This is a genomic window from Rathayibacter sp. AY1D2 (assembly GCF_002932695.1).
Classification (GTDB): domain Bacteria; phylum Actinomycetota; class Actinomycetes; order Actinomycetales; family Microbacteriaceae; genus Rathayibacter.
In genome coordinates this window covers 23,697-44,276 of record NZ_PSVX01000034.1, presented here as the reverse complement: position 1 = coordinate 44,276, position 20,580 = coordinate 23,697, and the positions used below count along the sequence as shown (strand labels likewise).

Below are 20,580 nucleotides of genomic sequence, written 5' to 3'. Positions count from 1 at the left end.
GCCGAAGCTGTCGCCGAAGATCGAGGCGCATCTGGTCGCAGAGCATCGTGCCGGGAACTACACCGTTGCCGAGCTCGCGGCGGAGTTCAAGGTCGCGCGTTCGACGGTCTATCGGGCGGTGCAGCGGGCTGATGCGCGCGCCGCTGGCGCCGTCGCCCTGGCGCTGCCGACGGAGGGCGCGTGATGTCGGGGGCGGAGAGGGAACCTGCGCTGGTGCCGGAGAGGGTGGAAGTGCTGCCCGGGTGGTCTGCGCGTACACGTGTTCTCAACACCGGGTGGGGAACTCTCGCCCAGGCGATCGCCTGGATCTGGCTCGTCATCGGGTTCGCGGTCCTTCCTCCGGGATCGCGTCTGCCCCTTTTCGTGCCGCTGGTGCTGTTCTTCGCCGCTCTCGCTTGGTCAATGATCTGTCTCGCGATCGGCACATCCAGGGTCACCGCTGAGAAGGAAGCCGGTTACACGACCCTGGGGTTCGGGCGCATCTCGGTTCCTACGGTGGATTCGAGAACCGGTGTCATCCTGCGGGAGGCAGGCGAGCCGCATCTGGACTGGAAGACTGCGGCGCTACTTCGGCGACAAGCGAGGAACAAATGACCAATGCCGTGACCGTTTCTGCGATTCCTGCTCTCCGGGTTCGTTGGTTTCCGCTCGTGCTCGCGGTCGGTGCCGTCGTCGCGCAGCACTTCTTCGTTCTGAGCCGGAGCGGGTCATATTCGGTGGTCGCTGTCATCGATGGGGCTCTAGTGGTTTTGGCGGTGGGGCTCTTCCTCTGGGCGAGGGCGTCAGCCGGGCGATCCGCGCGGAGGGTGGCGGAACTTGATCCCGGGACCTCGAGGGAGGGTTTCGCGTGCGTCTACCATCAGCACCTGCGGTTGCTGGTGAGGGGCTTGGACCCGGACGTCAGCATGGGGTCCTACCCGGTCGTTCATCTGGACGAGACCGGGCTGAGCATCCTGTCGCAGGCGAATGCGCGGCGGGTCACCTTCCCGTGGTCGCGGGTCGCGTCCGTCCGGCCGACGCCGCTGCTCGACCGGTTCTTCATCCGGCGGGCGATCGAGGTCGTCCTCGAGGAGGGCGGATCGGTCGTGCTCGCCCCCTACGGTGACCCTTCGTTCTACGGCATGAAGGCCGCCGATGACGCGAGGTTCAGTGCGATCTTGACCGCGATCAGCTCGAGGTCCATCGAGGGGCGGTCGGCGTGAGGCCCGGTTGGTGGTCGTAGGCGGACGTCATGAGCTTGTCGGAGGCGCCCGCGTCTCGACGGATAAGCAGGACGCGCAGGCGCAGCGCGACGCGCTGGTCGCGGCCGGTGTGCCGGCGGAGCGGATCTACGTTGACGTCGGCCTCACCGGCAGCAACCGCGTGCGGCCCGCGCTGCGCGAGGTCCTAGCTGCGTGCGACGCCGGCTCGACTCTGTTCGTGACGAAGCTCGACCGGCTCACCCGCTCGATCACAGACGCTCGCGGCATCGTGGACGAGCTCACGCGCAGGGGAGTGCGATTGAACATTGGCGGGTCGCTGCACGACCCGAATGACCCGATCGGGCGGCTGCTGTTCGACGTGCTGGCGATGATCGCGGAGTTCGAGGGCGACCTGATCCGCGCGCCCGCAGTCGAGTTAGCGACGCTCCGGGACGTCGATGGACGCCCTACTCGGGCCAGACCGCGAGGGGTGGCCGCACGGCGCGTTCGGGTTCGTCGGTGACGGTGACGCGGGTGAAGCCGGCCGCGTGCGCCATCGCAATCAGGACCAGCTCGGCCGCGTCGTGGTCGAGGTCGATAAGTGCCGTCCTGAGTTCGAGGGAGGCGCCGCTACTGAGTGCGGCAGCAACGCGCAGCACACTCAGTGATGACGGGGTGAGGTCGGCGGTGGAGTGGTGCGCGTCGAGCGCTGTCGTGGTCCAGACTTCGGCCGCCGTGGCGCCTGTGGCGGCGGCTGTCACCGCGGCGAGCAGGACGTCGAAGTCGATCGCCCAGGTGTCCCACGCGCGATCGTGCAGCACCCACGGGGCGGTCTCGTCCGCGAGGCCCGAGCGGATGAGGAGTTCGACGGCGGCGGATCGCGCGTCGTCTCCAAACGCCCAGGTGCGCAACTGCTGATCCTTATCCTCGGTCATGCTCACTCCGTCATCCTGCCGGGCGCCTGTGGTGCGGTCGGGGTCCCGCTGTCCACCTGTGTGCAGGCCAGCCCGGAGGAGAGAGCTGGACTGTGCACAGGTGGTCAGGGGGCGTCCGCGATCTAGTCGTGGTGTTCGTTCTCGACCGGCGTCGGCTCCGCCGGAGCGGTCATGCGGGAGCTGCGCCGCGCACGTGCCGGCGCAGCGCTCTTGCCCGGAGCGCGGGCGCCGGTTGCGCGCAGATCCTTGTCGCTCCATCCGGAGGCGAGCGCAGCGTCCCATGCTTTGCCGTGCGCGTCGCGGGCGTCCTTGAGCTGCTGTTCGGCCGCGTCGACGTCGTTGGTCGCGGCGACCAACGACCGGACGGCGTTCACACGCACCTCGACCGAGCGCTCGAGGATCTCGCGTGCGGACGCTGCTGCGGATTCGGGGTCGATCATCTTGTCTGCCATGCCCCGCAGATTAACGGAGCGCGCTGCGCCTGTCATGCCCCGATCCTGCTGCGCGGATCGAGCGCCCACCACCTGCGGTTATCGAAGTGTTATCGGCTCAATCGAAGGAGCAAGCTGTCAACATAGGTGTCCTAAGTTGCTTGCCGGCCTGGCGCTGCGCTGGGCCGGTGCGCATACTAGTCGTATGGTCCCCGCTAGTTGGCGGGTTCGCTGCGCTGGGCCGAAGGACGGGGATGTAATGACGGAGTCGAGCCGGTTGTTCGGTCGGAAGCGTCGTCCGAACGTTCCGCCGGAGCAGCGTCGGGAGAAGAAGTACGTCGTGCGGGTGTCCCCGGATGAGGATGCGATGTTGCGTGCTCGCGCCGAGGTTCTTGATGTGACGGTGCCGCGGTTAATGTTCGAGGCGGCGATCGATCCGCAGGTGCGCTCGGACGTGGAGTGGAAGTCGGTCGGTTCGGAGCTGATGCAGCTGCGGACTCTGATGGGACGGCTTTCGAGCAACATGAATCAGCTCGCTCGCTTCGCGAACACCGAGGGCCGTTTCCCGGAGGAAGCAGTGCAGGTGGCGGCGGAGTACCGGGCATTGGTGCCGCGGGTGAACGAGACGCTGCGACGACTGGCCGGCCAGTGATCCCGAACGTCACGTACGGCGGGGACATGGGCGGTCTCGTGCGCTACCTCGCGGGGGAGGGGCGCGCGAACGAGCACACCGAACAGCACTTGATCGCGGGGGACCCGGCGATCATGGCGATGCACGGTGAGAGCGTCCTCGATCGGGCCGAGGCCGCCGCGATCGCGGCGGAGTTGAACGAGTACAAGAACTTCTTCGGCGTCGAGGTGACCCGCCAGGAGAAGGTGTTCGACAAGAACTCCGGCGAGCAGATCGGCAGCAAGCGCGTCGCCGCCGATGTCTGGCACTGCTCCCTCTCGCTGCGTGCGGAGGAGGGGCAGCTCACCGATGAGCAGTGGGGACGGATAGCGACCGATTTCGTGGACCGGATGGGGTTCGCCGGCGAGTCCTCCGGGAAAGCCGACTGCCGGTGGATCGCCGTGCGGCACGGGCTGTCGAAGAACGGCAACGACCACATCCACATCGCTGTCTCCGCGGTGCGCGCCGACGGGACGAAGGCGCACGTCGCTTACGACAAGGCGCTCTCGCAGAGGGTCAGCCGTCAGCTCGAGAAGGAGTACGGGCTCGAACCGTTGCACGCGCCCGAGCGTGAGCTGGGGGAGCGCGGCGTGCAGCCCGGCGCGCGCGAGTCCGCGCAGCGCCGCGGCGCCGTCGAGGTCGACGCTCACCGACTCGAGCGCGCGGTCCGCTCGTCGGCATCAGCGTCAGCGGATGAGGCGGAGTTCGTACGCCGGATGCGCCAGGCAGGCGTGCTCATCCGCCCGCGCTACGCGGCGGGCCGCGACGACGTCGTCGCCGGCTACTCGGTCGCCTTGCGTCCCGAGAAGGGTGCGCCGGTGGTGTGGCACGGTGGCGGGAAGCTCGCCCGAGATCTCACTCTCCCGGAGCTGCGGAAGGGTTGGCCGGACTCCCCGCAGTCCGCGCAGACGGCAGTCGATGAGTGGCGCGCGACAGCGAAGAACCCGTGGCGCTACGAGCCCGTCGCGCCCGGCCGCGAAGCGACCGAGCTCTCCAGTGATCTCTACTCCTCCTACGCGGAGGACATGGGGAGGCTGCACGACTATTTGAGTCGAGTGGACCCCTCCGATCGCGCGACCTGGGCACACGCAGCCCGCGAAGCATCCGGCGCCTACGCCGCATGGTCGCGGCGCCTCGAGTCGACACCCGGGCCACTCGCTGAAGCGTCACGGACCCTTGCCCGCTCCGCGCATCTGCGTGCGCATGAGTCGACGCCGCGGCCGGCGGGGATGCCGTCGATGGCCGGCACGACGATGCTGATCCTCGCGACCGCCGGGAAGCGGAACAAGGCCGCCGAGGAGGCCATGCTGCTGCGCCAGATCGTGCGAACCACGCGCGCGATCATGGACGCCCACAAGGCTGCCGGCGACGCTCGCCGTACCCGCGAGCTCGCGGGGACGATCCGGAACCAGCTGAAGACGGTCCACGAGGGCTACAGCGCGCAGATCCAGAAGAACGCCTGGGACGCCCTGCCCGAGGACACCCGCCGCGCCCGCGCGACGGTACAGGCGAGCTTCGCGACCGGGACTCCTGTGCCGACGAAACTCACCAAGGCCGAGCCGAACGTCACCACGACCGCTGCTCCGCAGCGCGGCGCCGAGCCGCGCGAGCGCGACGGACACGACCGCTAGACCGACACCAGTGAAGGGGAGGCATCACTATGGCTGGCGACGACGGAGGCGTGGAAGAGTCCATCAACTCGTCCGCGCGGATCGCGCTCACCATCGCGATCCAGCTCGGCGAGAAGCTGGCCCGCGCGTACCAGGACGCGATGCGCGAAGCGCAGCAGCGCAGCGCCATCGAGGCGCGCGAGCTCGCCGCCCGCTACGAGGGCGAACGGGCATCCGCGCGACAGGCCGTGTCGGTCGTCAACGATCCCCAGTGGTGGGATCAGGCGAGCGTGCGCGACGTCGCCCGTGTCGCGGAGACGGCGACCGCGTGGAAGGACGCGGACCCGCAGATCGCGTCCGCCAGCGCACTGATCGCGTCGGAGGCGAAAGAGCGCTTCGGCGTCGACGTCGCCACGCTGCAGGGCATCGCACGCGACACCCCGACCGAGCTAGACCTCGCGAAGCAGTGGGCCTCCACTGCGGCGCCTGATGGATACCACCGACACGACGAGGACCGTCTCACGATGCCCGTCGGCGACACGCTCGAAGCCAATCCCTCAGCCGAACGAGCGCTCATTGCGGACTACCGCGCGGCAGTCGCCGGCGACGTCCCCGCGCTCGAGCTGAGTGTCGCCGAGGAGTGGAAGCGCGCCAACGATCCGGTCGGCTACCAGGACTACCGCGTTGAGACAGCCGTCGCCTTCGATGACCATGGCCGCGCGCAGCCGGCGGATCCGGCGGTGGCTGAAGCCGCGCGTGCGGCTCTCGTGCAGGAGTGGCGCACCGACCAGGCCGGCGGCCCCACCGTCACCGCAGCAGACACCGAGCGAACACAATCCCAACGCGACTTCACCGAGGCCCAGGTCATGATCGCGGAAGCCGACCGCCTCGACCGCGCCAACGACGCCTCAACCCAGATCACATCGTCCGAGGTCCCCGTCGACTCCGCACGACGTGCCGACGATCTCGAGCAGCAGGCAGCCCAGTACGACCGTGATGCAGAGGCCGGCGGCACGCCCTCGCAGAGCTCCGAGGAGCTGCGCAGCCTCGCTGAGGATGCCAGGGCTCAGGTCGCCCTCTACCGCGACGACAGCAGTGCGCAGAGCGCCTTGAACGAAATTCCGGTATCGACTGACGAGGGACGTTCGGTCGCGGCTCGTTCCGAAGGAGAGCTCGCCTACGACAGCGCAGAGCGCCGCGCGCACACGGCAGCGACGATGCAGGCTCAGAACGTACCGGTGGAGCAGGTGAACGCGCGGATGACCGTCGACGCATCCTTCGCCACTCCCGCACGTGGCGCGGAGCCCACGAAGCGCACGCGCGTCCCCTCAACCCGCGGCAGCCGCGGCCAGGGGACTGAGATCGAACGATCCAAGCTGGGCCGCTAACACAGCGAGGGTGGGCCTCGTGCCACCCGATCTTGGAGGAGCTAGATAGGTATCTAGCTATCTAGGTCGATGCGGCGCCGTTGGTGAGGGGTTCGTCCCGTCAGCTGCTCCCGTCCGGCCAGTCGAGCGCTGCAGTGATCTCCTTGGGCCGTCGGTAGCGCCGCCTGCTCTGCCGGTACGAGTGGGTCGTCGGTGTAGCTGGAGACGGCCATGGGGGAGCCGGTCTGGCTGAGGGCGGAGTGGAAGGCGTGCTCGTCGTGGCCGCCGCAGATGAGGATCCCGCCTCTAGGTCGATGGAGATCGCGTCGCATTCGGCCGTCGACGACTGCGACGCAGAAACTGCGGGGGAGTTCAACAGCTTGTTGGACGCCATCCTCATAGCCGCGGTCGGCGTCGCGACGCGGATCCGGGACAATTGCGGGATGAACGGACGCGACATCGAGTTGCCGAACGGCTACGAGCCGTTCTTGCGTTCGCTGACGTCGCGCGTTCAGGACGCGCAGCTGCGCGCTCAGCGCACCGTGAATGCGCAGCTCATCAGCCTGTACTGGGACCTCGGACACGCGATCCTCGACCAGCAGGCCAAGGAGCCGTGGGGCACGAAAGTCCTTGACCGGCTCGCGGAAGACCTGCGCCGAGAGTTCCCCGCGATGACCGGACTGTCCCGCAGCAACCTCTTCTACATGCGCGCCTTCGCCGCCGCCTGGCCTGACCGAGAGAAAGTCCCACAGGCTGTGGGACATTTGCCCTGGGGCCACGTCCGACTGCTCCTCGACAAGCTCTCCGCCCCCGACGCGCGCGAAGCGTACGCCGCCGCCGCGGCCGAGAACTCCTGGACGCGCTCGATGCTCCTTACCCACGTCAAGAACCAGACCCTCGAGCGCGCCGGCCGCGCACCGTCGAACTACGTCGACCGGCTCGCGCCCGCCGACTCCGGCCTCGCACGCGAGATCGCCAAGGACCCCTACGTCTTCGACTTCCTCAACCTCACTGAAGACGCCGCCGAGCGCGACATGGAGAACGCGCTCCTCGACCGGATCGCCGAGACGCTGCAGGAGCTCGGCACCGGATTCACCTTCGCCGGCCGCCAGGTTCACTTCGACGTCAGCGGCCGGGACTTCTACCTCGACCTGCTCTTCTTCCACACCGAACAGCTCCGGTACGTCGTAGTCGAGCTGAAGAAGGGCGACTTCGAGCCCGCGTTCACCGGCCAGCTCGGGTTCTACATCGCCCTCGTCGACGAACGACTCCGACGCCCGAGCCACGCCCCGACCATCGGCATCCTGATCTGCGGCGACAAGGACGAGCACATCGTCCGCTACGCCCTCAGCCAGGCAGCATCACCCATCGCCGTCGCGACCTACACCTACGACGCCCTCCCCGACGCAGAGCGCCTCGCGCTCCCCGACGAGCAGCGCATCATCGCCGCCATCGACGTCAGCGGGGAAGCCAACGAATAGTCCCACAGCTTGTGGGACTATTGAGCAATCCGCGGTTTTCAGGCCTACATGTCGGCGCAGCCGTCGACTCGCCTCACTCCTTGTAGCGCGGTCCGACTTTGTAGACCCAGTCATCGATGCTCTCTGGGTCACCGGCAGCAGCGGGATCGGGCTGTTGCGAACAAACCAGTACTCGGCTTCGTCGGAGGCGACCCAAAGCGGGCGCCGGCTGACGTGCTCGACGTACCAGCGAGCGCGACGCGCGCGACGCGCAGGGATTGGCCAAGACTGCTCCGCCCAGACCCAGTCGGTGAGGCTTGCGAAACCGTACGGCAGGCCCCGTGTTGGGCTGAGGGCGATGGACCGTTGAATACGGTGAGTCATTGCGCCGCGAGCGGCGAGAAGGCGACCAATTTTCTCACCGGCCGTCGAGGTGAGGGAGGCGACGCGGTCATCCTGCTGCGACAGCCTCGCCTCCCCTTGCCCGGACAACATCCAGTAGGCCTCAGACAGGCCGTAGACAGCGTCCAGCGCCCATTTAGTTGCCACAGAACAGCGCCCTCATCCCATATGCCGCTCAGCTCACGGAAGAGATACGTCGACCAGATCAGCGATCGCAGACGAACGCGGTACTCCTCCGACAGCTCGGGCGACGTCACGAGACGCCGACGAGGTCGAGAGTTTCTGCAGCCCCCTCACCAGTCCCACGGATAGTGACGGCCCCGGCAATAAGCACGTCGCTAAAGACGATCTAGGAGATCGGCTTCGGGAGGCTCGTCCGTTCTCGCTTCTGAGGCTCCTCAGGCAGACCGCGATTTCCCGGATTCAAAGTAGGACCATTCCTCCTCATCGGCCCAGTCCCGAGGTATGAGTCCATGGCCGCGCCACGTCTCCCGGATAGCACTCTTGAACCATGCGTCGTCAAGTTCGGCGTGTTCGCACAGAATGATTTGGAGTCGGGGGGCAAGTTCGGAGGCAATGTCGCGAAGGAGTTCAAAGACTCGACGAACCGCGTCAGGGTCCGTGTTCCCCTCTCGTTGCTTACCCTCCGAGAATGGCTGCGACGGCTGATCAAGCATTAGAATTCGAGGAGTTGGTCGTTTCTGCTGCACAAAGAACCGATGGAGAGCGAGATGCGCTGCGATATGATAGCCAACCCAATTACCACCGCTTCCAATTTGCCTAAGCGTCCTTGGGCCGTCGAGAGTGTCGGCCACAATGGTCAACTTGCGAACATCAAGACGCACACTTCGGCCTGCATTCTCTACGCCAAGTCGCGCGGCGTAATTGGTTATGTCTTCCGATATAATATGTAGAAGCGACTCGAGCAATTCCGCAACCTCGGCGTCGTCCAGTTGCTCGCGGAGAGAAGACACTCGCAAACCTGTTGCCTGAAGCCGTTCGCGTAATGTGGCGAGGGCAGCCTCGTCGACCGGGCGGGTACCGCGTAGGGTGGCGTCGATTCGACCGCGGATGAAGGCGCGTCGGCTTGCGTCACTCCGTCGATCTGTGCCAGATGTGCTAGCTATTTGAGTTGTGACTAAAGCGGCATCCACTGCCACCAATTCCCCTCTGAGTTGATCGATTTGACCCTGCGTTTCGTCTAATGCGCGCTGGCGGCCTGGGGTGGCAGTGATGAGGTGCTCGATGTCAGCGCGTAGCCGCGTAAGTCGATGGGTCAACTGCTCGGGGAGGGGATCATCGCCTCGAAGCGCCTGTCGACAAACGGGGCATTCAAGCTGTCCACCATCTGAGTCACCGACCAGCTGTAGGCTCTGTAAGCGCCCAGCTTGCTGGCTGATGGCAGATTCATACCCCGACGCTCCAGATGACGCCTCGAGCAAAAGGGTTCGATTCTCCATCACCGTCGCGAGCTGGTTGCGAAGCTGTCTTTGACGCTGCCGGAGCTCCTGCGACCTATCGGCCGTTGTAGTGTCGACCGGTTCTTCGTCCGTGTTCGCGACCGCTGATCGTAGTAGTTCGAGAACGAGCCGCCGGCTATCTGGTGACTCGGCTTCGGCAGAAATCAGGCCCACGGTATAGGCCTCATGCAGGAGCGCCCGGAGATCCGCCTCGACGCGTTCCGCGTCGTCCTCTGCCCGGGCGAGCGCTGCCTCCTGCTGTTTTTGAACGTATTCAGCGGCGCGAAGGTCCGCCTGTCTTTTCGACTGATCGCCATCGACCGCGCCGAGGAAAAATGGAAAAGCGTCTTGAAGTCGCCGCCGGAGTTGAGGGTCCTGAGCGCGGTGAAAGAGCTGCGATTTGCCAGCGATCTCGTCCTGGTTCTGGAAAGAAAAGACGCTTGCCGTGCCAAGCGTCACGGTCATGGATTCACCATCAGCATCCGAGCGGGCGACGCGAATATCGTTCAGCCCGACCAGAGCTCCCAGTTGCTCTCGCAGCTGGTCAGAGTTGAGGTTCACCTCGAGCTCCGCAAACGAGAGTTCCGCGAGGTCGTTCCCACCGAGGCGGATGGCAGCGACGGTGGACGTGGCTTTGCCCTTCGATGGACGGGGTCGCGCAACGAACACGCGGCTACCTCCGTCGAGGCTCCAAAGGCAGCCCACCCAGCTACACGTGTGGCCGATGATCCCCGGGAACGCTGGCGCATCGTCCTGTCCCATGCAGTAGTCGACGATGTCCAGCAGCGCCGACTTGCCGGTACCGGAGTTCCCGACGATCACGTTCAGGACGCCGGGTTCGAACTCAACGGTTCTGGTTCGTCCGTCTTCGTTGTAGAGGACCACTCGCAAAAGCTGCACGGAGCTATGGTGTCACGCCGAGGATCGCAAACACTGTTGCGGACGACCCGACCGTCGCGAACCATTTGCCAAGGAACGAGGCGGCCTTCACCATGTCCGGTACGTCGGCGCCGTTCTTGCGTGGAAGGCGACCGAACAGCTCGCCGTGTAGCTGTCCCTCCGCGTCAATCTGCAGTGTCGGAGTTCGCAGCCCATAGCGCAGGCCCTCTCGAACATGCGGGGCCATTGCGCGAGCACGAGGCGCCAGTCCCGCGAGAACCACCGGATTGCGCTCCACCCACTTTGGAAGGTGCGAATCGATCCTACTCGGAAGCGCCTTCCGAGTGTCATGATGAAACGACATGGGCGCGACGAGGAAACTGAGTTCCCAGGGCATGCCTGAGCTTCCCTCTGCCTGATACCGATTGGCTGCGGCAGCGAGAACGACAGTGATAAGAGCTGGATTCAGCATCGTCGCGATGCTCGGGTGTCGGGAATCCCACGACGGAAGCTCCATGACGGGTTTGACAGGCTCCGAGGCATGCCCGCTCACGGGACACGCTCGACTGTAAGCATGCGAAGCATCGCTTCGAACTCTGGGTGCCAGCCGTAGCATTGGCCGGACGCGTCGCTGTTAGCGAGCTCGTAAAGTACTCCACTTCGAAAAAATGATTCCCCATAATCGGCGCGGAGATACGGGTCTGTACGGTCACGCATCTGAGTCCAAAGGCTGTATCCGGCGTCCGACTTTTGCTTATCGGTGGCTCCGTCGGGTAACCCGCGGAGCATCGCATCCCAAGCGTGGTCCCATTGCTCGGCAAGATTTTCGCGGTATTCTTGGAGCTCAGCTAATTCAATGAGGTGGTTTGACACCCAAACGGTCGCCTGCTCTACCGTTCGCCAAAAATCGATAATTGCTCTTTCAAGCAGGCGAGTAGGTACCTCAATCCATCCTAGTTGCTGAACGAAAACCTCTCCGGAGTGTAGGTTGACAATTCTCCTTGCCTCTTCAGCCACGGGCCGGCCAACTGTTCGAGGTAAAGATCGAGAGGTAAATCCGTCTCGAAGGCGTTCCGCCTGAGCACGGACTTGAAAGGCGGTCACGGGAGGCCTCCGCTTAAGGAGTAAGTCAATTGCGACTTCGTGCCACCACGATCGAAGCTGCGCCTCGAACAGTACCAGTTGAGGTTCAGGAAGGCTCACCCAAAAAAGTAGTCTTCGAGTTTCCGCTCCAACTTCCTCAATACTGATGGACTGGTCGAGGATCCGAAGGCGCGCGAGAACTCCTACTCTAATAGGTTTCGGCTGCTCCAGCCATAGTTGACGTGCGGCCTTGGTGTCCTGCGATTGAGAAGAGCGGGCGGCGTCGTCAAGTAGGTCCAGGGCGCGGGTTTCGTTACGGTTGCCATCGACTTTTAGCAAGGAGGCGGCAGACGCGGGCGCTGCAGTCGCAGTGGTAACTAAGCAAAGCATCGGTCCATCAATATCCCGCATGACGGCGTCGTCAAGCCAGACCCGAATGCTTCGCCACAGGTCTACAGAGCGATCGCTTAGTGAGCCCTTATTGATATGGTGCTTCACCTGCAATAATTCGGTGGGCCCAGCATCGTCTTGCCAGGACACGTCATCAAACTGCTCGAGCATCATCATCTGATCGGGACGATCGGGTCCGCTTTTGAGCATATTCAATAACGCCCAGTCGACCTGGTGCAAGTACCCGAGTGCACTCGGTGCGGCGTCGTGATTGACCACTAGCTACCTCCCCAGGCTGGTCCAACGAATCAAAACTTTAGCGTCGGTGTTGCGCCGCTGTCCGCCCCCTTCAGTCAGCAACTCTTCGCCTAGTGGGTCATGCCAGTGGCCGCCATCGGAGCCGCGGCAACACGAGGAAAGCTCCGATAATCGAAATTATGTCAGGCGCGGTGGAAACTTCTCGACGCTTTTCTGACGGGTGGGACCTCCCGGAAGCGGTGGTGATGCCAGGAGCTGTACGAGAAGCCGGTGGCTAAGGGGCGCACCAGCGCGCCGCGCTGTTGTGACAGCTCGTCTCGCTGCCTCCCTCGTTCAGCAGTTACAGCTCAGAACGTCGCACCCACGCCGAGTATGAACTGTTCAGCTCGGCTGCAAGGCGCGCGAGCTGGTCCTCGCTCGCACCAGGTGCGATCTCCTGAACCGCATCCTCGGTCTCGAGACGGGTGTACGAATCCCAGTTGTAGGCATCGCTGCCGCCCTCTGGGTCCAAGAACAAGCCAGCGTCGTCTGGGTTGGCGTAGGTCTCGTTGAACAGAGCAAGAATCTGGTCGTCGGTCATGGTGTCCTCCTGTAGTGGATTCGGTTCGATCCGCGTACCTGTTCTACGGGGCGGCAACCCCTCTCGGAAGCAGCTCCACCCCCTCGACGGCTGTTTCCCAACTTCGGGACGCTCCACGACGTCATGTACCGCACGGTCGGCGTGCGGTCGCCGCTGAACGTCGGCGAAGCGGCATTCGCGGTTCGCGCGACGCCAAGGCGGCCTGAGCGCTCAACTTGCTCGTCGAGGCGCACCTACACTGGCGACCTATGGCGACGGATCCCGGCACCGAGCACTCGACGCTCCCCGGTCTTGCCGGCGCGCTAGTCGGAGCGTGCGCTGCGGTCGCCATCGCTCTGGCCAGCGAGCTCACGAGCGTGCTCGGTACTGCGCTGCTCGCGGGAGTTGGGTCGTTGCTCGGCTGGGGCATCTCGGCCCTTTTCACGAGTCGCCGCAAGACTCTGCCCCTCACGGTGGTCGCCCTCGCCGCCGTCGTTGCCTTGGTGATCCCCGCGTGGTTCCCGCGAGCTGAGGGCACGGAGATCGAGGCGAGCCTGCCTGGACCCACCAGCCCCAGTGACGGAGGTGCCGCCACCATCGATGACGGCGAAGACCCCAGCTCCGAAGGTGACACTCCATCGACCACACCTTTGCTGGTTCCAGACAGAACGATGTCCTTCGAAGCGGTTCCCCCGGAATCGGCACCCGACGACATGAGTGGGCTGATCGGCCTTGCCAAGTCGCGCTTTGGTGACCCGCAACGACTGACTGTGAAACACATGACGTACGACTCGGACCCGAACGATCACTATCCGAGCATCATCTACACATTTACGGGCACCACGGCGATCGCTTTAGCCGAGACCGAATGGGAGTGGTTCAAGGCCGGCAACAGCGGCGACGCCGTCACCGATCCGATCACAGTCGGAGACGTCCATTGCGCACTTCATCCCCAGGGTGATGGGTACTCGAACTCGGAGTGCTGGCGATGGGACGACGACTTCGCCGTGGCTGTGACCGGGCTCGGGTTCCCGACTGGATCGGAGGGCTCGGTCGTAGCCGCTGTTGAAGATCTTTTCGTCGCGATCCGTAACGCGAACTGACACAGTGTCGTCGTCCGCGTAGTTTGCCGAGTTCTCCAAGCACTCCTCGAAGGAGTCCGCGGTCGGCCCATCCTGCTCGAGCGGGCCGCTTTCGCCGCGGCCTACTGGCCGGTGAGGGAGTTCACGAGCAGGCTCGTCTGCGTGTCCCTGACGCCCGGGATTGCCCTGATCCGTTCGAGGACGGCGTCGAGCTCGGCCGTCGTCGCCGTCCGCAGCTGTACGACGAGATCCCAGGTGCCGAGAGTCGAGTGCAGCTGCTCGACCTCGGGGAAGCCGCGGACGGCCCGGATGACGTCCTGCCCGGACCGTGGTTCGCTGAGAACGAGAGTGAGGTGCAGCTGGTGACGCCTCGATCAGACCTCCCCTTCTACTTGGGATATATCTCCGATAATCTACGTTATGTCAGTTTGTTCGCACATACTCCGCTCGACGGGCTCCGAGGTGTGGTTGCACACGAGCTTCGGAACCCGTCGGAGTCCCGCCGGCTAGGCGCCGGGTGCGAGGCCGAGCTGCGTGAGGATGCCGAGCTCGTCGCTGCTTCCCCAGCGCTCGGCGAGTTTGCCGTCGACGAAGGTGCTGATCTGCATGCCGCGGATCTTCACGGACTTGCCCGTCGGCGCGTGGCCCTGGAACACACCGGTCTGCGTGCCGGTCAGCGTGTAGGCGAACGCGACGCTGTCGTCGTCCGCGACGAGCTTCTCGACCTCGAGTGCCATGTCGGGGAACGCGGTCCGCAGGTCGCCGAAGAACGCGGCGTATCCCTCTGGACCGGGTGCCTGGCCGGGCGCCGGGTCGTGATCGACCGAGTCGGGCGCGACGAGTGCGTCGAACGCGGCGAAGTCGCCGGCGTTGACCGCCTCACCGAAGGCCTGCTGGGAGGCGATGTTCTGCTCGCGAGTCATGTGCTGTCACCTGTTCTGCACCGGTCCGGTGCCTCGAGGAGTGGTGCGGGTCGTCAGCGACGGTACGCAAGCCCGTCGAAGGCGGTATAGGGCTTGCGCGCTCCCCCGGGCGCTTCCCACTGCCGCTTCTCATAAGCGAGATTATGTCAGTTTAGGTGCCGCGCACCTGGAGAGGCATGGCAGTTTGCGGTCGCTGCTGCCGCCGTCGCCTACGCTGACGCCTCCCCGGCGTCCCGTCGGTGCTGGCGGGGTGTGACGCCCTTCTCGGCCAGGAACTGCCGGTTGAAGTTCGAGAGGTTGGTGTAGCCGACCTCGTAGCAGACCGCCGCGATGGACAGCGTCGTCGTCGTGAGGAGGCGCCCTGCGTGGGCGATGCGGAGCTTGCGGATGAGCTCAATGAAGTTCTGGCCGGTGGCCTTCTTGAAGTACTTCGAGAACGTCGCCTCGTGCATGCCGACGAGGTCCGCTGCTTCGCCGACGCTTACCTGGCCGGCGTGGCCGGCGAAGGCGTACTCGAGGACGATGTCGACGATCGCGGCCGCGCGGTCATCGAGCTGCGGCATGAAGAACTCCGTCGCCAGCGGGGTGCGGTCGCCGGCGGGTGAGCGAGCGAGCAGCGTGAGGAGCTCGAGGAGGAGCGTCAGCCGCTCGAGTCCGGTCGTGAGCCCGATCCGATTGATGATCGGTGCAGCGACCTCGGCGGTCGCGGGAGCGAACTCGATGCCGCGGGCGCTCTCGGCGAGGAGGGGCCTGATTTCCCGCGCGTCGAGCAGGTCGCGCCGATCGACTGCTCGTCCTGCCAACCGCCGACCACGACTTCTCCCGCCTCTCCGCCGGCTCGCGCACAGGTGAGCAGCTGCGTGCCGCCTTCCTCTTCCTCCTGACCTGGGGATCGATCCCGTCGATCTACTTCGGCGATGAGATCGGCATGCGCTACCTCGACGGGCTCCCGGACACCGAGGGCAGCGTCTGGGACCCGCGCTTCAACCGCGCCGGCTGCCGCACCCCCATGCAGTGGGATGACCGGCTCCCCAACGCAGGCTTTTCCACGGCGCCGACAGCCGACCTCTACTTGCCGCAGGATCCCGACCCAGCCCGGCCGACCGTTGCGAAGCAGCTGGCCGATCCGAACTCGCTCCTGCACTTCGTCCGCGAGCTCGTCATGCTTCGTCGAAGCACGCCTGCGTTGCGCACCAATGCGTCGCGACAGATCCTGGCGGCGGGATACCCCCTCGCCTATCTTCGCGGTGGCACCCACCTCGTCGTCATCAACCCTCGTCGAGAGGCGGCGAGCGTCGACCTCAGCATCGCTGCGTCAGCGGTCCTGCTCACAGGTGAGGGAGTCACCCTCAGCAGGAACACCGCGTCGGTCAAAGGATTCGGTCACGGCGTCTTCGAGTTGATCGGCTCTTCCGACGTTTAGGTCACGGCTTCTTCGGTGATCAGACATCAGACCTGCGCGTCCGGCGGGAACATCCCGGTCGGCGGTGCCGTGTAGGGAAGCATGTCGCCTGGCCGGTTCTCGTCAGTTGACGTTGCGAACGGTCCGCTGGGTGAGAGCAGGACTCGCATGTGCGGGTCGAGGTGGTTGATCCAGTAGGCGCTGAGTGAGCCGGCGCTGGTGCGGATCTCTTCCCACATCCGCCAGAGGGCTTCGATGCGGGTCAGCGCCTCGACGCTGCTCCACCACTCAGCCGCCCACCGATCGCCGGCCGCCTGGCCCTTTGCCGTCACCCGGCGTCGGTAAGAGGGCCGGAGAAACTTCCGGACCCACTCGTCGGCGGATCCGAAGTACGTCGCCGGCACCTCTTCCTCGTCCTCAGCCTCCGCCTCGACGGGGTGCAAATTGACGGGTCGAACCGGGGCCGAGAACGCATCCGTGTCGACGTCGAACAGGTCCTCGTCGCTCATCGCTCACCCCGGAGAGTCGCGTCCTGGTCCACGTCGACGTCCGCCGCTGGCTGCGCCTCGAGCGGAGGTATGACCGTCACGACGGGCGACACCGGCGCGGAGTTCGCCGGTCCGCTGCTGGCGTCGTGGGCGGCGATGGAGGCGTTGATCGCGGCGACCTGCTCCTTCGGGCCGTTGTACCAGGGCACGGTGTCGACGAGGGCGGCGCGGGAGCCGGAGGAGAGCATGATCGCGCGTCCGCGGCCCATGCTGGTGAGGTCGGCGACTTCGAGGATCTTCTCTCGGCGCAGCGCCGAGGTGGTCGACCGCACGCCCTTGTTGTAGCTGGCGGAGGTGGTCTCCTTGTCGTAGGTGCCGATCAGCTCGGAGAGGGTGCGCAGGAACTCGTCTTCCGCAACGCCGCCGGCATACAGCTTCACGTTCGCGGCGGACCACAGCTTGAGCATGCCCTCCTTGCCGAACACGCCGACGCCCTGCGACCAGGACTGGAACACGGCCATGATCGGGATCCCGCGCGAGCCGTAGTGCGAGTACAGGTCGGGCAGATCCTTCCACCGGCACACGTTCGCGGCCTCATCCAGAACGGCGACGAGCGGCGTCGCCAGCCGGCCTCCGCGGGAGCGCGCGGCGTGCTCCTCCGCGGCCTCGATGGTCGCGGCGGTCAGGGCAGTGACGAGGGGTCCGGCGGTGCCGGCGCCCTCCTTCGACAGCGAGTACAGCGTCTGGGTCGACGTGACGAACGTCTCCGGGACGAACTGCTGGCGGGTGTCGTTCGGGCGGGCGTTCACCCAGTCGGCGGTCGCGGCGCTCTTCAAGCACACCGCCATGCCCTGCGCGGTCGAGTAGATCCCATCGCGGGCCTTCTCAGCGGTGTTCATGATGCCGCGGACCGCTCGCGCGTTCGTCGGGTAGCCGTTGTCGTGCAGGAGCTCGACGGGCGTCTCGTCCTCGACGGAGGTCAGCCAGAGCAGCACGTCGCTGATCGGCCGGTTCCCGGCCGCGGCCGCGAGCAGCAGGTCGGACAGCAGCTCTTGGCCCTTGCCGTCGAAGTAGGCGTCGGTCTTCGCGTTCATTGCCCGGGTGCCGGAGGCGAAGTGCGTCGCGAGCTTCGCGGCCTTCGTGTCGTCGGTGACGTAGGAGAGGGGGTTCCACCACCAGGTCGCATCCTCGAACGCGACCCGCTGCGGGTCGAAGACCCACACGTGGCCCTTGGCGGCGCGCACGTCGCGGGTTGCGTCGAGCACGTCGCGCTTGTTCGACGTCGTGACCACGGCGCCGGGGGCGGCCATGATCGCGGGGATGACGAGGGAGGTCGACTTGCCCACGCGCGGGCCGGCGATCAGCAGCATCATGTCCTCGAACGAGGCGTAGAGCATCTGCTTCCCCAGGTGCAGCCGCCCCACCGGGACGCCGGGGTTCTCAGCGACACCGAGGCGGGCGGACTTCTTCAACGCTTCCTTGCGCATCATCGGCGCCAGATCGCGCGGCGTCGCCATGTATCGGGCGGCGTGGTCGACGCTTGAGCGGTTCTTCCGTCCGAGTGAGCGCATCCACACGAGCCAGAGGCCGACAAGGACGATGACGGCGACGGCGGCCGCGGCGATCATCGTTGCGGACGTCGACCACACCACTCGGCCGCGGAACAGGCCCGAGATGATTTCGAACGGATCGGAGGGCAGGCCCTCGTTCACTCCGTCAAGCTGCGACCCGACCGCGACGGCCACCCAGACGATGCCGATCACAGCGATCGCCGCGAGGGCGGCGCCGAGCATCAGGCCGTCGTTGCCTGCCTTGCCGGGCTCGCGGCGGCGGTTGTTGGCGGTGGCGCTCATGCGGACTCCTCCGTGTAGATCGGGCCGGTCCACTGCGGGGTGCAGTCGTCGGCGGCTGCTTGGTGCGAGGTCCCCCAGGAGAGGACCGCGAGGCACCGCTCCGCGAAGGAGACGGGAAGATCCGTCGTGTGGAAGCCGTGCTCCCCCGGAGCGGACCGCTGGCAGGTCCAGCGGTAGCCCTCGAAGGCGAGCGTCGACGGGCAGCTCACGCGATCACCCGGTCCCACTGGTCCCAGGCGACGAAGCTCGCCATGAGCCCGACGCCGGTCCAGCAGATCGTGAGCAGGAACCGGTCGCGGTCCGCCGTCCGCTGGCGGGCGCGGAGCGCGCTGTTGATCGCGGCCCCGCCGGCGCCGGCCGCGACGCAGCTCGCGCCGAGAGCGACGAGGACGCTCACGGCAGGATCTCAACGTTCACGGGATCGGTGGGCAGTGGCTCCGCCGCACGTCCCGCGCGGGAGGTCGCGTGCCAGAGCTTGTTGGTGTCGTTGACCTCCTTCTCTGCTGCGGTCAGCTCGACGCGCACCGGGATACCGGGACGTCCGCCGACCTTGATCAGGAAGCGGCCGCGGCCGGGAGGCTCGGACTCGTGCCCGGACACGGGGTCCCAGGCGGGCGGGTCCTGCCAGGAGGTGAGCATCCCCTGCTCCGCGATCGACATCGGCACGGCTGACGTCAGCAGCGGCATCTCAGCGCCCGGAAGGCCGCCGCAGATGACCATGCCGGAGCGTTCCACGAAGCCCTTCGCCTTCATCTGATCCTCCGAGGAGGCCAGTGCGAGGAGGTCGGACATGGTGTGGCTGATCATCGCCAGGCCGACGCCGCGCGCACGGTTCAGGCGGGTGAGCGCGTCGACGCGATCGACCATGCCCTTACCCGCGCGCAGCGCCCGCCACAGCTCGTCCAGGATCACGAAGTAGTGCCGTTGCGGTTCGAGCTCCGCGTCCGCGAGGGCGGCCGCGACGTTGACGGTCCCGAAGCCGGCGGACCAGCAGGCGAGGAGGATCGCGGCCTGGAGGTCGCCTTCGGAGTCGTCGATCGAGGACACGTCGTAGACGACGGGCCGGTCCCGGCGCATCGGCGTGGTCGTCTGCTTCGAGAACACCTCGCCCAGGCGTCCACCGGTGGTGAGGCCGATGAGGGAGGCTTCGAGGTTCTCGGTGACGTCCTTGTACTTCTCGATGTTCCCGCGGTCCAACGCGACCTGACGAACCTCGTCCGGCGCCTCCTGGATCACGCGCAGCAGATCCGCGAGGACCGGCACCCCCTGGTGGTGCTCGTCCAGGTACTTCAGCGCCCGGTCGATGATCGTCTCTTCACGGTCGCTCGGCGGCTGGGAGCGGAGGATCGTCAGCAGCGCGGCGACCATCGTGTGCCGGCGGCCGTGGGCGTCCGCGAGGACCTGGTGCGCGAGGCGCTGCACCTTCGCGGCGTGCTTGCGCAGCCGGCCGACCTCCGCGATCATCGCCGCGGTGTCGTCGGAGACGCCGAGCGCGTCGACCTGGTGCGCGAGCTCGTCGGCCCGCTCGAGCGAGCGGTCGGCCTCGTCCCGGAGGCGCTGCGCCGCCTCCGACGCCTCGCCGGGGTCGAGGATGTTCAGGTACCCGCGGCCACGGCCAAGAGGGATCACCTGCCCGTCGAGGGCTTCGATCAGATCCACGTAGTCCGGCTTCAAGTCGCCCAGCACGAGCGGGATCGTGCCGTATCCGGCGAGGCCCACGGCCATGCGACGGGTCAGCGAGGACTTCCCCAGGCCGGGCTTGCCGAGCACGAACATCGACGGGTTGCTGATGAGGTTCGCGCGCTGGAACCAGCTGATCGGGTCGCAGCAGACGGACGCGCCGGTGGAGAGGTTCTTCCCCAGCGGCACCCCGATCATCGGCGTACCCGTCCCGACCGAGAACGGGTACAGCCCGCACACCTGCACGGTCGTCCCGCGGAACTCGTCTGCGGCCGTGACATTGACGGCCTCACCGCCGCCGCGGCCGAGCCACCCTCGGATGCTCGGGCGCAAGGGACGGCGCAGCGCCGTCCCCTGGCTCTTCTTCTTCCCGCCGTGCGGGATCTCGATCTTCTTCCCCTCTCGGCGCCGGGTGCGCGGGGTTGTGCGCTCTCTGGTGAGCGTCGGGCGCTGAGCGACCGCCGCTA

The 20,580-nt window shown here is 66.1% G+C and carries 24 protein-coding genes; 10 read left to right on the top strand and 14 right to left on the bottom strand.

Features of this window, described 5'->3' with window-relative positions; genetic code table 11:
- From C5D04_RS10545 to C5D04_RS10530, 4 genes are all read left to right on the top strand, one after another.
- Positions 1–184, top strand: a 184-nt coding sequence (locus C5D04_RS10545; RefSeq protein WP_146087858.1) for a helix-turn-helix domain-containing protein, incomplete at its 5' end; no start/stop codon positions are given.
- Positions 184–594 carry a hypothetical protein gene (locus C5D04_RS10540; RefSeq protein ID WP_146087857.1) on the top strand — a complete coding sequence of 137 codons (411 nt, stop codon included), beginning with the start codon at positions 184–186 and terminating at the stop codon, positions 592–594. The genes C5D04_RS10545 and C5D04_RS10540, both read left to right, overlap by 1 nt.
- Positions 591–1,202 carry a hypothetical protein gene (locus tag C5D04_RS10535; protein ID WP_104248343.1) on the top strand — a complete coding sequence of 204 codons (612 nt, stop codon included), beginning with the start codon at positions 591–593 and terminating at the stop codon, positions 1,200–1,202. Before C5D04_RS10540 ends, C5D04_RS10535 begins: the two co-directional genes overlap by 4 nt.
- Positions 1,203–1,212: 10 nt before the next feature.
- Positions 1,213–1,704 carry a recombinase family protein gene (locus C5D04_RS10530; RefSeq protein WP_104292873.1) on the top strand — a complete coding sequence of 164 codons (492 nt, stop codon included), beginning with the start codon at positions 1,213–1,215 and terminating at the stop codon, positions 1,702–1,704.
- Here C5D04_RS10530 and C5D04_RS10525 read toward each other — a convergent pair.
- Both C5D04_RS10525 and C5D04_RS10520 read right to left on the bottom strand, forming a co-directional pair.
- Complete coding sequence (locus C5D04_RS10525) at positions 1,649–2,122, bottom strand: hypothetical protein (RefSeq protein ID WP_104292872.1); 474 nt, start codon at positions 2,120–2,122, stop codon at positions 1,649–1,651. The genes C5D04_RS10530 and C5D04_RS10525 overlap by 56 nt on opposite strands.
- A gap of 116 nt (positions 2,123–2,238) precedes the next feature.
- The gene (locus tag C5D04_RS10520; protein WP_146078520.1) at positions 2,239–2,604 is read right to left on the bottom strand and encodes a hypothetical protein; all 366 of its coding nucleotides are present in this window, start codon (positions 2,602–2,604) and stop codon (positions 2,239–2,241) included.
- A gap of 202 nt (positions 2,605–2,806) precedes the next feature.
- Here C5D04_RS10520 and C5D04_RS10515 point away from each other — a divergent pair, with 202 nt between their 5' ends.
- The 4 genes from C5D04_RS10515 (at position 2,807) to C5D04_RS10495 (ending at position 7,675) form a co-directional block, all read left to right on the top strand.
- On the top strand, positions 2,807–3,199 hold the full coding sequence (locus tag C5D04_RS10515) for a plasmid mobilization relaxosome protein MobC (protein ID WP_104292870.1): 393 nt from the start codon (positions 2,807–2,809) through the stop codon (positions 3,197–3,199).
- A gap of 26 nt (positions 3,200–3,225) precedes the next feature.
- Positions 3,226–4,848 carry a relaxase/mobilization nuclease domain-containing protein gene (locus C5D04_RS17960; RefSeq protein WP_146078519.1) on the top strand — a complete coding sequence of 541 codons (1,623 nt, stop codon included), beginning with the start codon at positions 3,226–3,228 and terminating at the stop codon, positions 4,846–4,848.
- 29 nt (positions 4,849–4,877) lie between these two features.
- The gene (locus C5D04_RS10500; RefSeq protein WP_104347665.1) at positions 4,878–6,215 is read left to right on the top strand and encodes a hypothetical protein; all 1,338 of its coding nucleotides are present in this window, start codon (positions 4,878–4,880) and stop codon (positions 6,213–6,215) included.
- 257 nt (positions 6,216–6,472) lie between these two features.
- A complete protein-coding gene (locus tag C5D04_RS10495; RefSeq protein ID WP_308471768.1) occupies positions 6,473–7,675 on the top strand; it encodes a PDDEXK nuclease domain-containing protein in 1,203 nt (400 codons plus the stop codon).
- Positions 7,676–8,454: 779 nt separating this feature from the next.
- On the opposite strand, the gene C5D04_RS10490 is transcribed toward C5D04_RS10495, so the two are convergent.
- The 4 genes from C5D04_RS10490 to C5D04_RS10485 form a co-directional block, all read right to left on the bottom strand.
- Complete coding sequence (locus tag C5D04_RS10490; protein WP_146078518.1) at positions 8,455–10,416, bottom strand: DUF3732 domain-containing protein; 1,962 nt, start codon at positions 10,414–10,416, stop codon at positions 8,455–8,457.
- A 4-nt stretch (positions 10,417–10,420) separates the two neighbouring features.
- On the bottom strand, positions 10,421–10,912 hold the full coding sequence (locus C5D04_RS17955; protein ID WP_258068246.1) for a three component ABC system middle component: 492 nt from the start codon (positions 10,910–10,912) through the stop codon (positions 10,421–10,423).
- Positions 10,913–10,944: 32 nt separating this feature from the next.
- Positions 10,945–12,147 carry an ABC-three component system protein gene (locus C5D04_RS17950; protein WP_146078516.1) on the bottom strand — a complete coding sequence of 401 codons (1,203 nt, stop codon included), beginning with the start codon at positions 12,145–12,147 and terminating at the stop codon, positions 10,945–10,947.
- A gap of 319 nt (positions 12,148–12,466) precedes the next feature.
- Positions 12,467–12,706 (bottom strand): hypothetical protein, encoded by a 240-nt coding sequence (locus C5D04_RS10485; protein WP_104292864.1) that lies wholly within the window; start codon positions 12,704–12,706, stop codon positions 12,467–12,469.
- Positions 12,707–12,954: 248 nt separating this feature from the next.
- Between C5D04_RS10485 and C5D04_RS10480 the strand changes: the two genes are divergently transcribed.
- Positions 12,955–13,788, top strand: a complete 834-nt coding sequence (locus C5D04_RS10480; protein WP_104292863.1) for a hypothetical protein — start codon at positions 12,955–12,957, stop codon at positions 13,786–13,788.
- 101 nt (positions 13,789–13,889) lie between these two features.
- Here C5D04_RS10480 and C5D04_RS10475 read toward each other — a convergent pair whose 3' ends face one another.
- The 3 genes from C5D04_RS10475 to C5D04_RS10465 all read right to left on the bottom strand — a co-directional run bounded on the left by C5D04_RS10475 (position 13,890) and on the right by C5D04_RS10465 (position 15,493).
- Positions 13,890–14,126: an Lrp/AsnC ligand binding domain-containing protein gene (locus C5D04_RS10475; protein ID WP_104292880.1), complete on the bottom strand. Its 237-nt coding sequence runs from the start codon at positions 14,124–14,126 to the stop codon at positions 13,890–13,892.
- Between the two features lie 147 nt (positions 14,127–14,273).
- A complete protein-coding gene (locus tag C5D04_RS10470; RefSeq protein WP_056045707.1) occupies positions 14,274–14,690 on the bottom strand; it encodes an ester cyclase in 417 nt (138 codons plus the stop codon).
- Positions 14,691–14,899: 209 nt separating this feature from the next.
- Entirely contained in the window at positions 14,900–15,493 is a 594-nt protein-coding gene (locus tag C5D04_RS10465) for an AraC family transcriptional regulator (protein ID WP_258068245.1), read from the bottom strand.
- Between the two features lie 125 nt (positions 15,494–15,618).
- Between C5D04_RS10465 and C5D04_RS10460 the strand changes: the two genes are divergently transcribed.
- A complete protein-coding gene (locus tag C5D04_RS10460) occupies positions 15,619–16,113 on the top strand; it encodes a hypothetical protein (RefSeq protein WP_104292861.1) in 495 nt (164 codons plus the stop codon).
- Positions 16,114–16,139: 26 nt separating this feature from the next.
- Here C5D04_RS10460 and C5D04_RS10455 read toward each other — a convergent pair whose 3' ends face one another.
- From C5D04_RS10455 to C5D04_RS18530, 5 genes are read right to left on the bottom strand one after another with little or no spacing between them, the layout of a single operon-like run.
- Entirely contained in the window at positions 16,140–16,601 is a 462-nt protein-coding gene (locus C5D04_RS10455; RefSeq protein ID WP_104288556.1) for a DUF4913 domain-containing protein, read from the bottom strand.
- Positions 16,598–18,433 (bottom strand): type IV secretory system conjugative DNA transfer family protein, encoded by a 1,836-nt coding sequence (locus tag C5D04_RS10450; RefSeq protein WP_104292860.1) that lies wholly within the window; start codon positions 18,431–18,433, stop codon positions 16,598–16,600. Before C5D04_RS10450 ends, C5D04_RS10455 begins: the two co-directional genes overlap by 4 nt.
- Entirely contained in the window at positions 18,430–18,642 is a 213-nt protein-coding gene (locus tag C5D04_RS10445) for a hypothetical protein (protein WP_104292859.1), read from the bottom strand. The genes C5D04_RS10450 and C5D04_RS10445 overlap by 4 nt, the downstream gene beginning before the upstream one ends.
- Entirely contained in the window at positions 18,639–18,830 is a 192-nt protein-coding gene (locus C5D04_RS10440; protein ID WP_104292858.1) for a hypothetical protein, read from the bottom strand. Before C5D04_RS10440 ends, C5D04_RS10445 begins: the two co-directional genes overlap by 4 nt.
- Positions 18,827–20,434, bottom strand: coding sequence for an ATP/GTP-binding protein (locus C5D04_RS18530; RefSeq protein WP_219814056.1), 1,608 nt, complete (start codon positions 20,432–20,434; stop codon positions 18,827–18,829). Before C5D04_RS18530 ends, C5D04_RS10440 begins: the two co-directional genes overlap by 4 nt.
- Between the last annotated feature and the right edge of the window lie 146 nt (positions 20,435–20,580).

Excerpts from the sequence above, each read along its gene's own strand:
- C5D04_RS10450 (WP_104292860.1), bottom strand. The coding sequence starts at position 18,433 with ATGAGCGCCACCGCCAACAACCGCCGCCGCGAGCCCGGCAAGGCAGGC.
- C5D04_RS10515 (WP_104292870.1), top strand. The coding sequence starts at position 2,807 with ATGACGGAGTCGAGCCGGTTGTTCGGTCGGAAGCGTCGTCCGAACGTT.
- C5D04_RS10535 (WP_104248343.1), top strand. The coding sequence starts at position 591 with ATGACCAATGCCGTGACCGTTTCTGCGATTCCTGCTCTCCGGGTTCGT.
- C5D04_RS10460 (WP_104292861.1), top strand. The coding sequence starts at position 15,619 with ATGCGCTACCTCGACGGGCTCCCGGACACCGAGGGCAGCGTCTGGGAC.
- C5D04_RS17955 (WP_258068246.1), bottom strand. The coding sequence starts at position 10,912 with ATGGAGCTTCCGTCGTGGGATTCCCGACACCCGAGCATCGCGACGATG.
- C5D04_RS10480 (WP_104292863.1), top strand. The coding sequence starts at position 12,955 with ATGGCGACGGATCCCGGCACCGAGCACTCGACGCTCCCCGGTCTTGCC.
- C5D04_RS10500 (WP_104347665.1), top strand. The coding sequence starts at position 4,878 with ATGGCTGGCGACGACGGAGGCGTGGAAGAGTCCATCAACTCGTCCGCG.
- C5D04_RS10485 (WP_104292864.1), bottom strand. The coding sequence starts at position 12,706 with ATGACCGACGACCAGATTCTTGCTCTGTTCAACGAGACCTACGCCAAC.
- C5D04_RS10455 (WP_104288556.1), bottom strand. The coding sequence starts at position 16,601 with ATGAGCGACGAGGACCTGTTCGACGTCGACACGGATGCGTTCTCGGCC.
- C5D04_RS10470 (WP_056045707.1), bottom strand. The coding sequence starts at position 14,690 with ATGACTCGCGAGCAGAACATCGCCTCCCAGCAGGCCTTCGGTGAGGCG.
- C5D04_RS10520 (WP_146078520.1), bottom strand. The coding sequence starts at position 2,604 with ATGACAGGCGCAGCGCGCTCCGTTAATCTGCGGGGCATGGCAGACAAG.
- C5D04_RS10540 (WP_146087857.1), top strand. The coding sequence starts at position 184 with ATGTCGGGGGCGGAGAGGGAACCTGCGCTGGTGCCGGAGAGGGTGGAA.
- C5D04_RS17960 (WP_146078519.1), top strand. The coding sequence starts at position 3,226 with ATGGGCGGTCTCGTGCGCTACCTCGCGGGGGAGGGGCGCGCGAACGAG.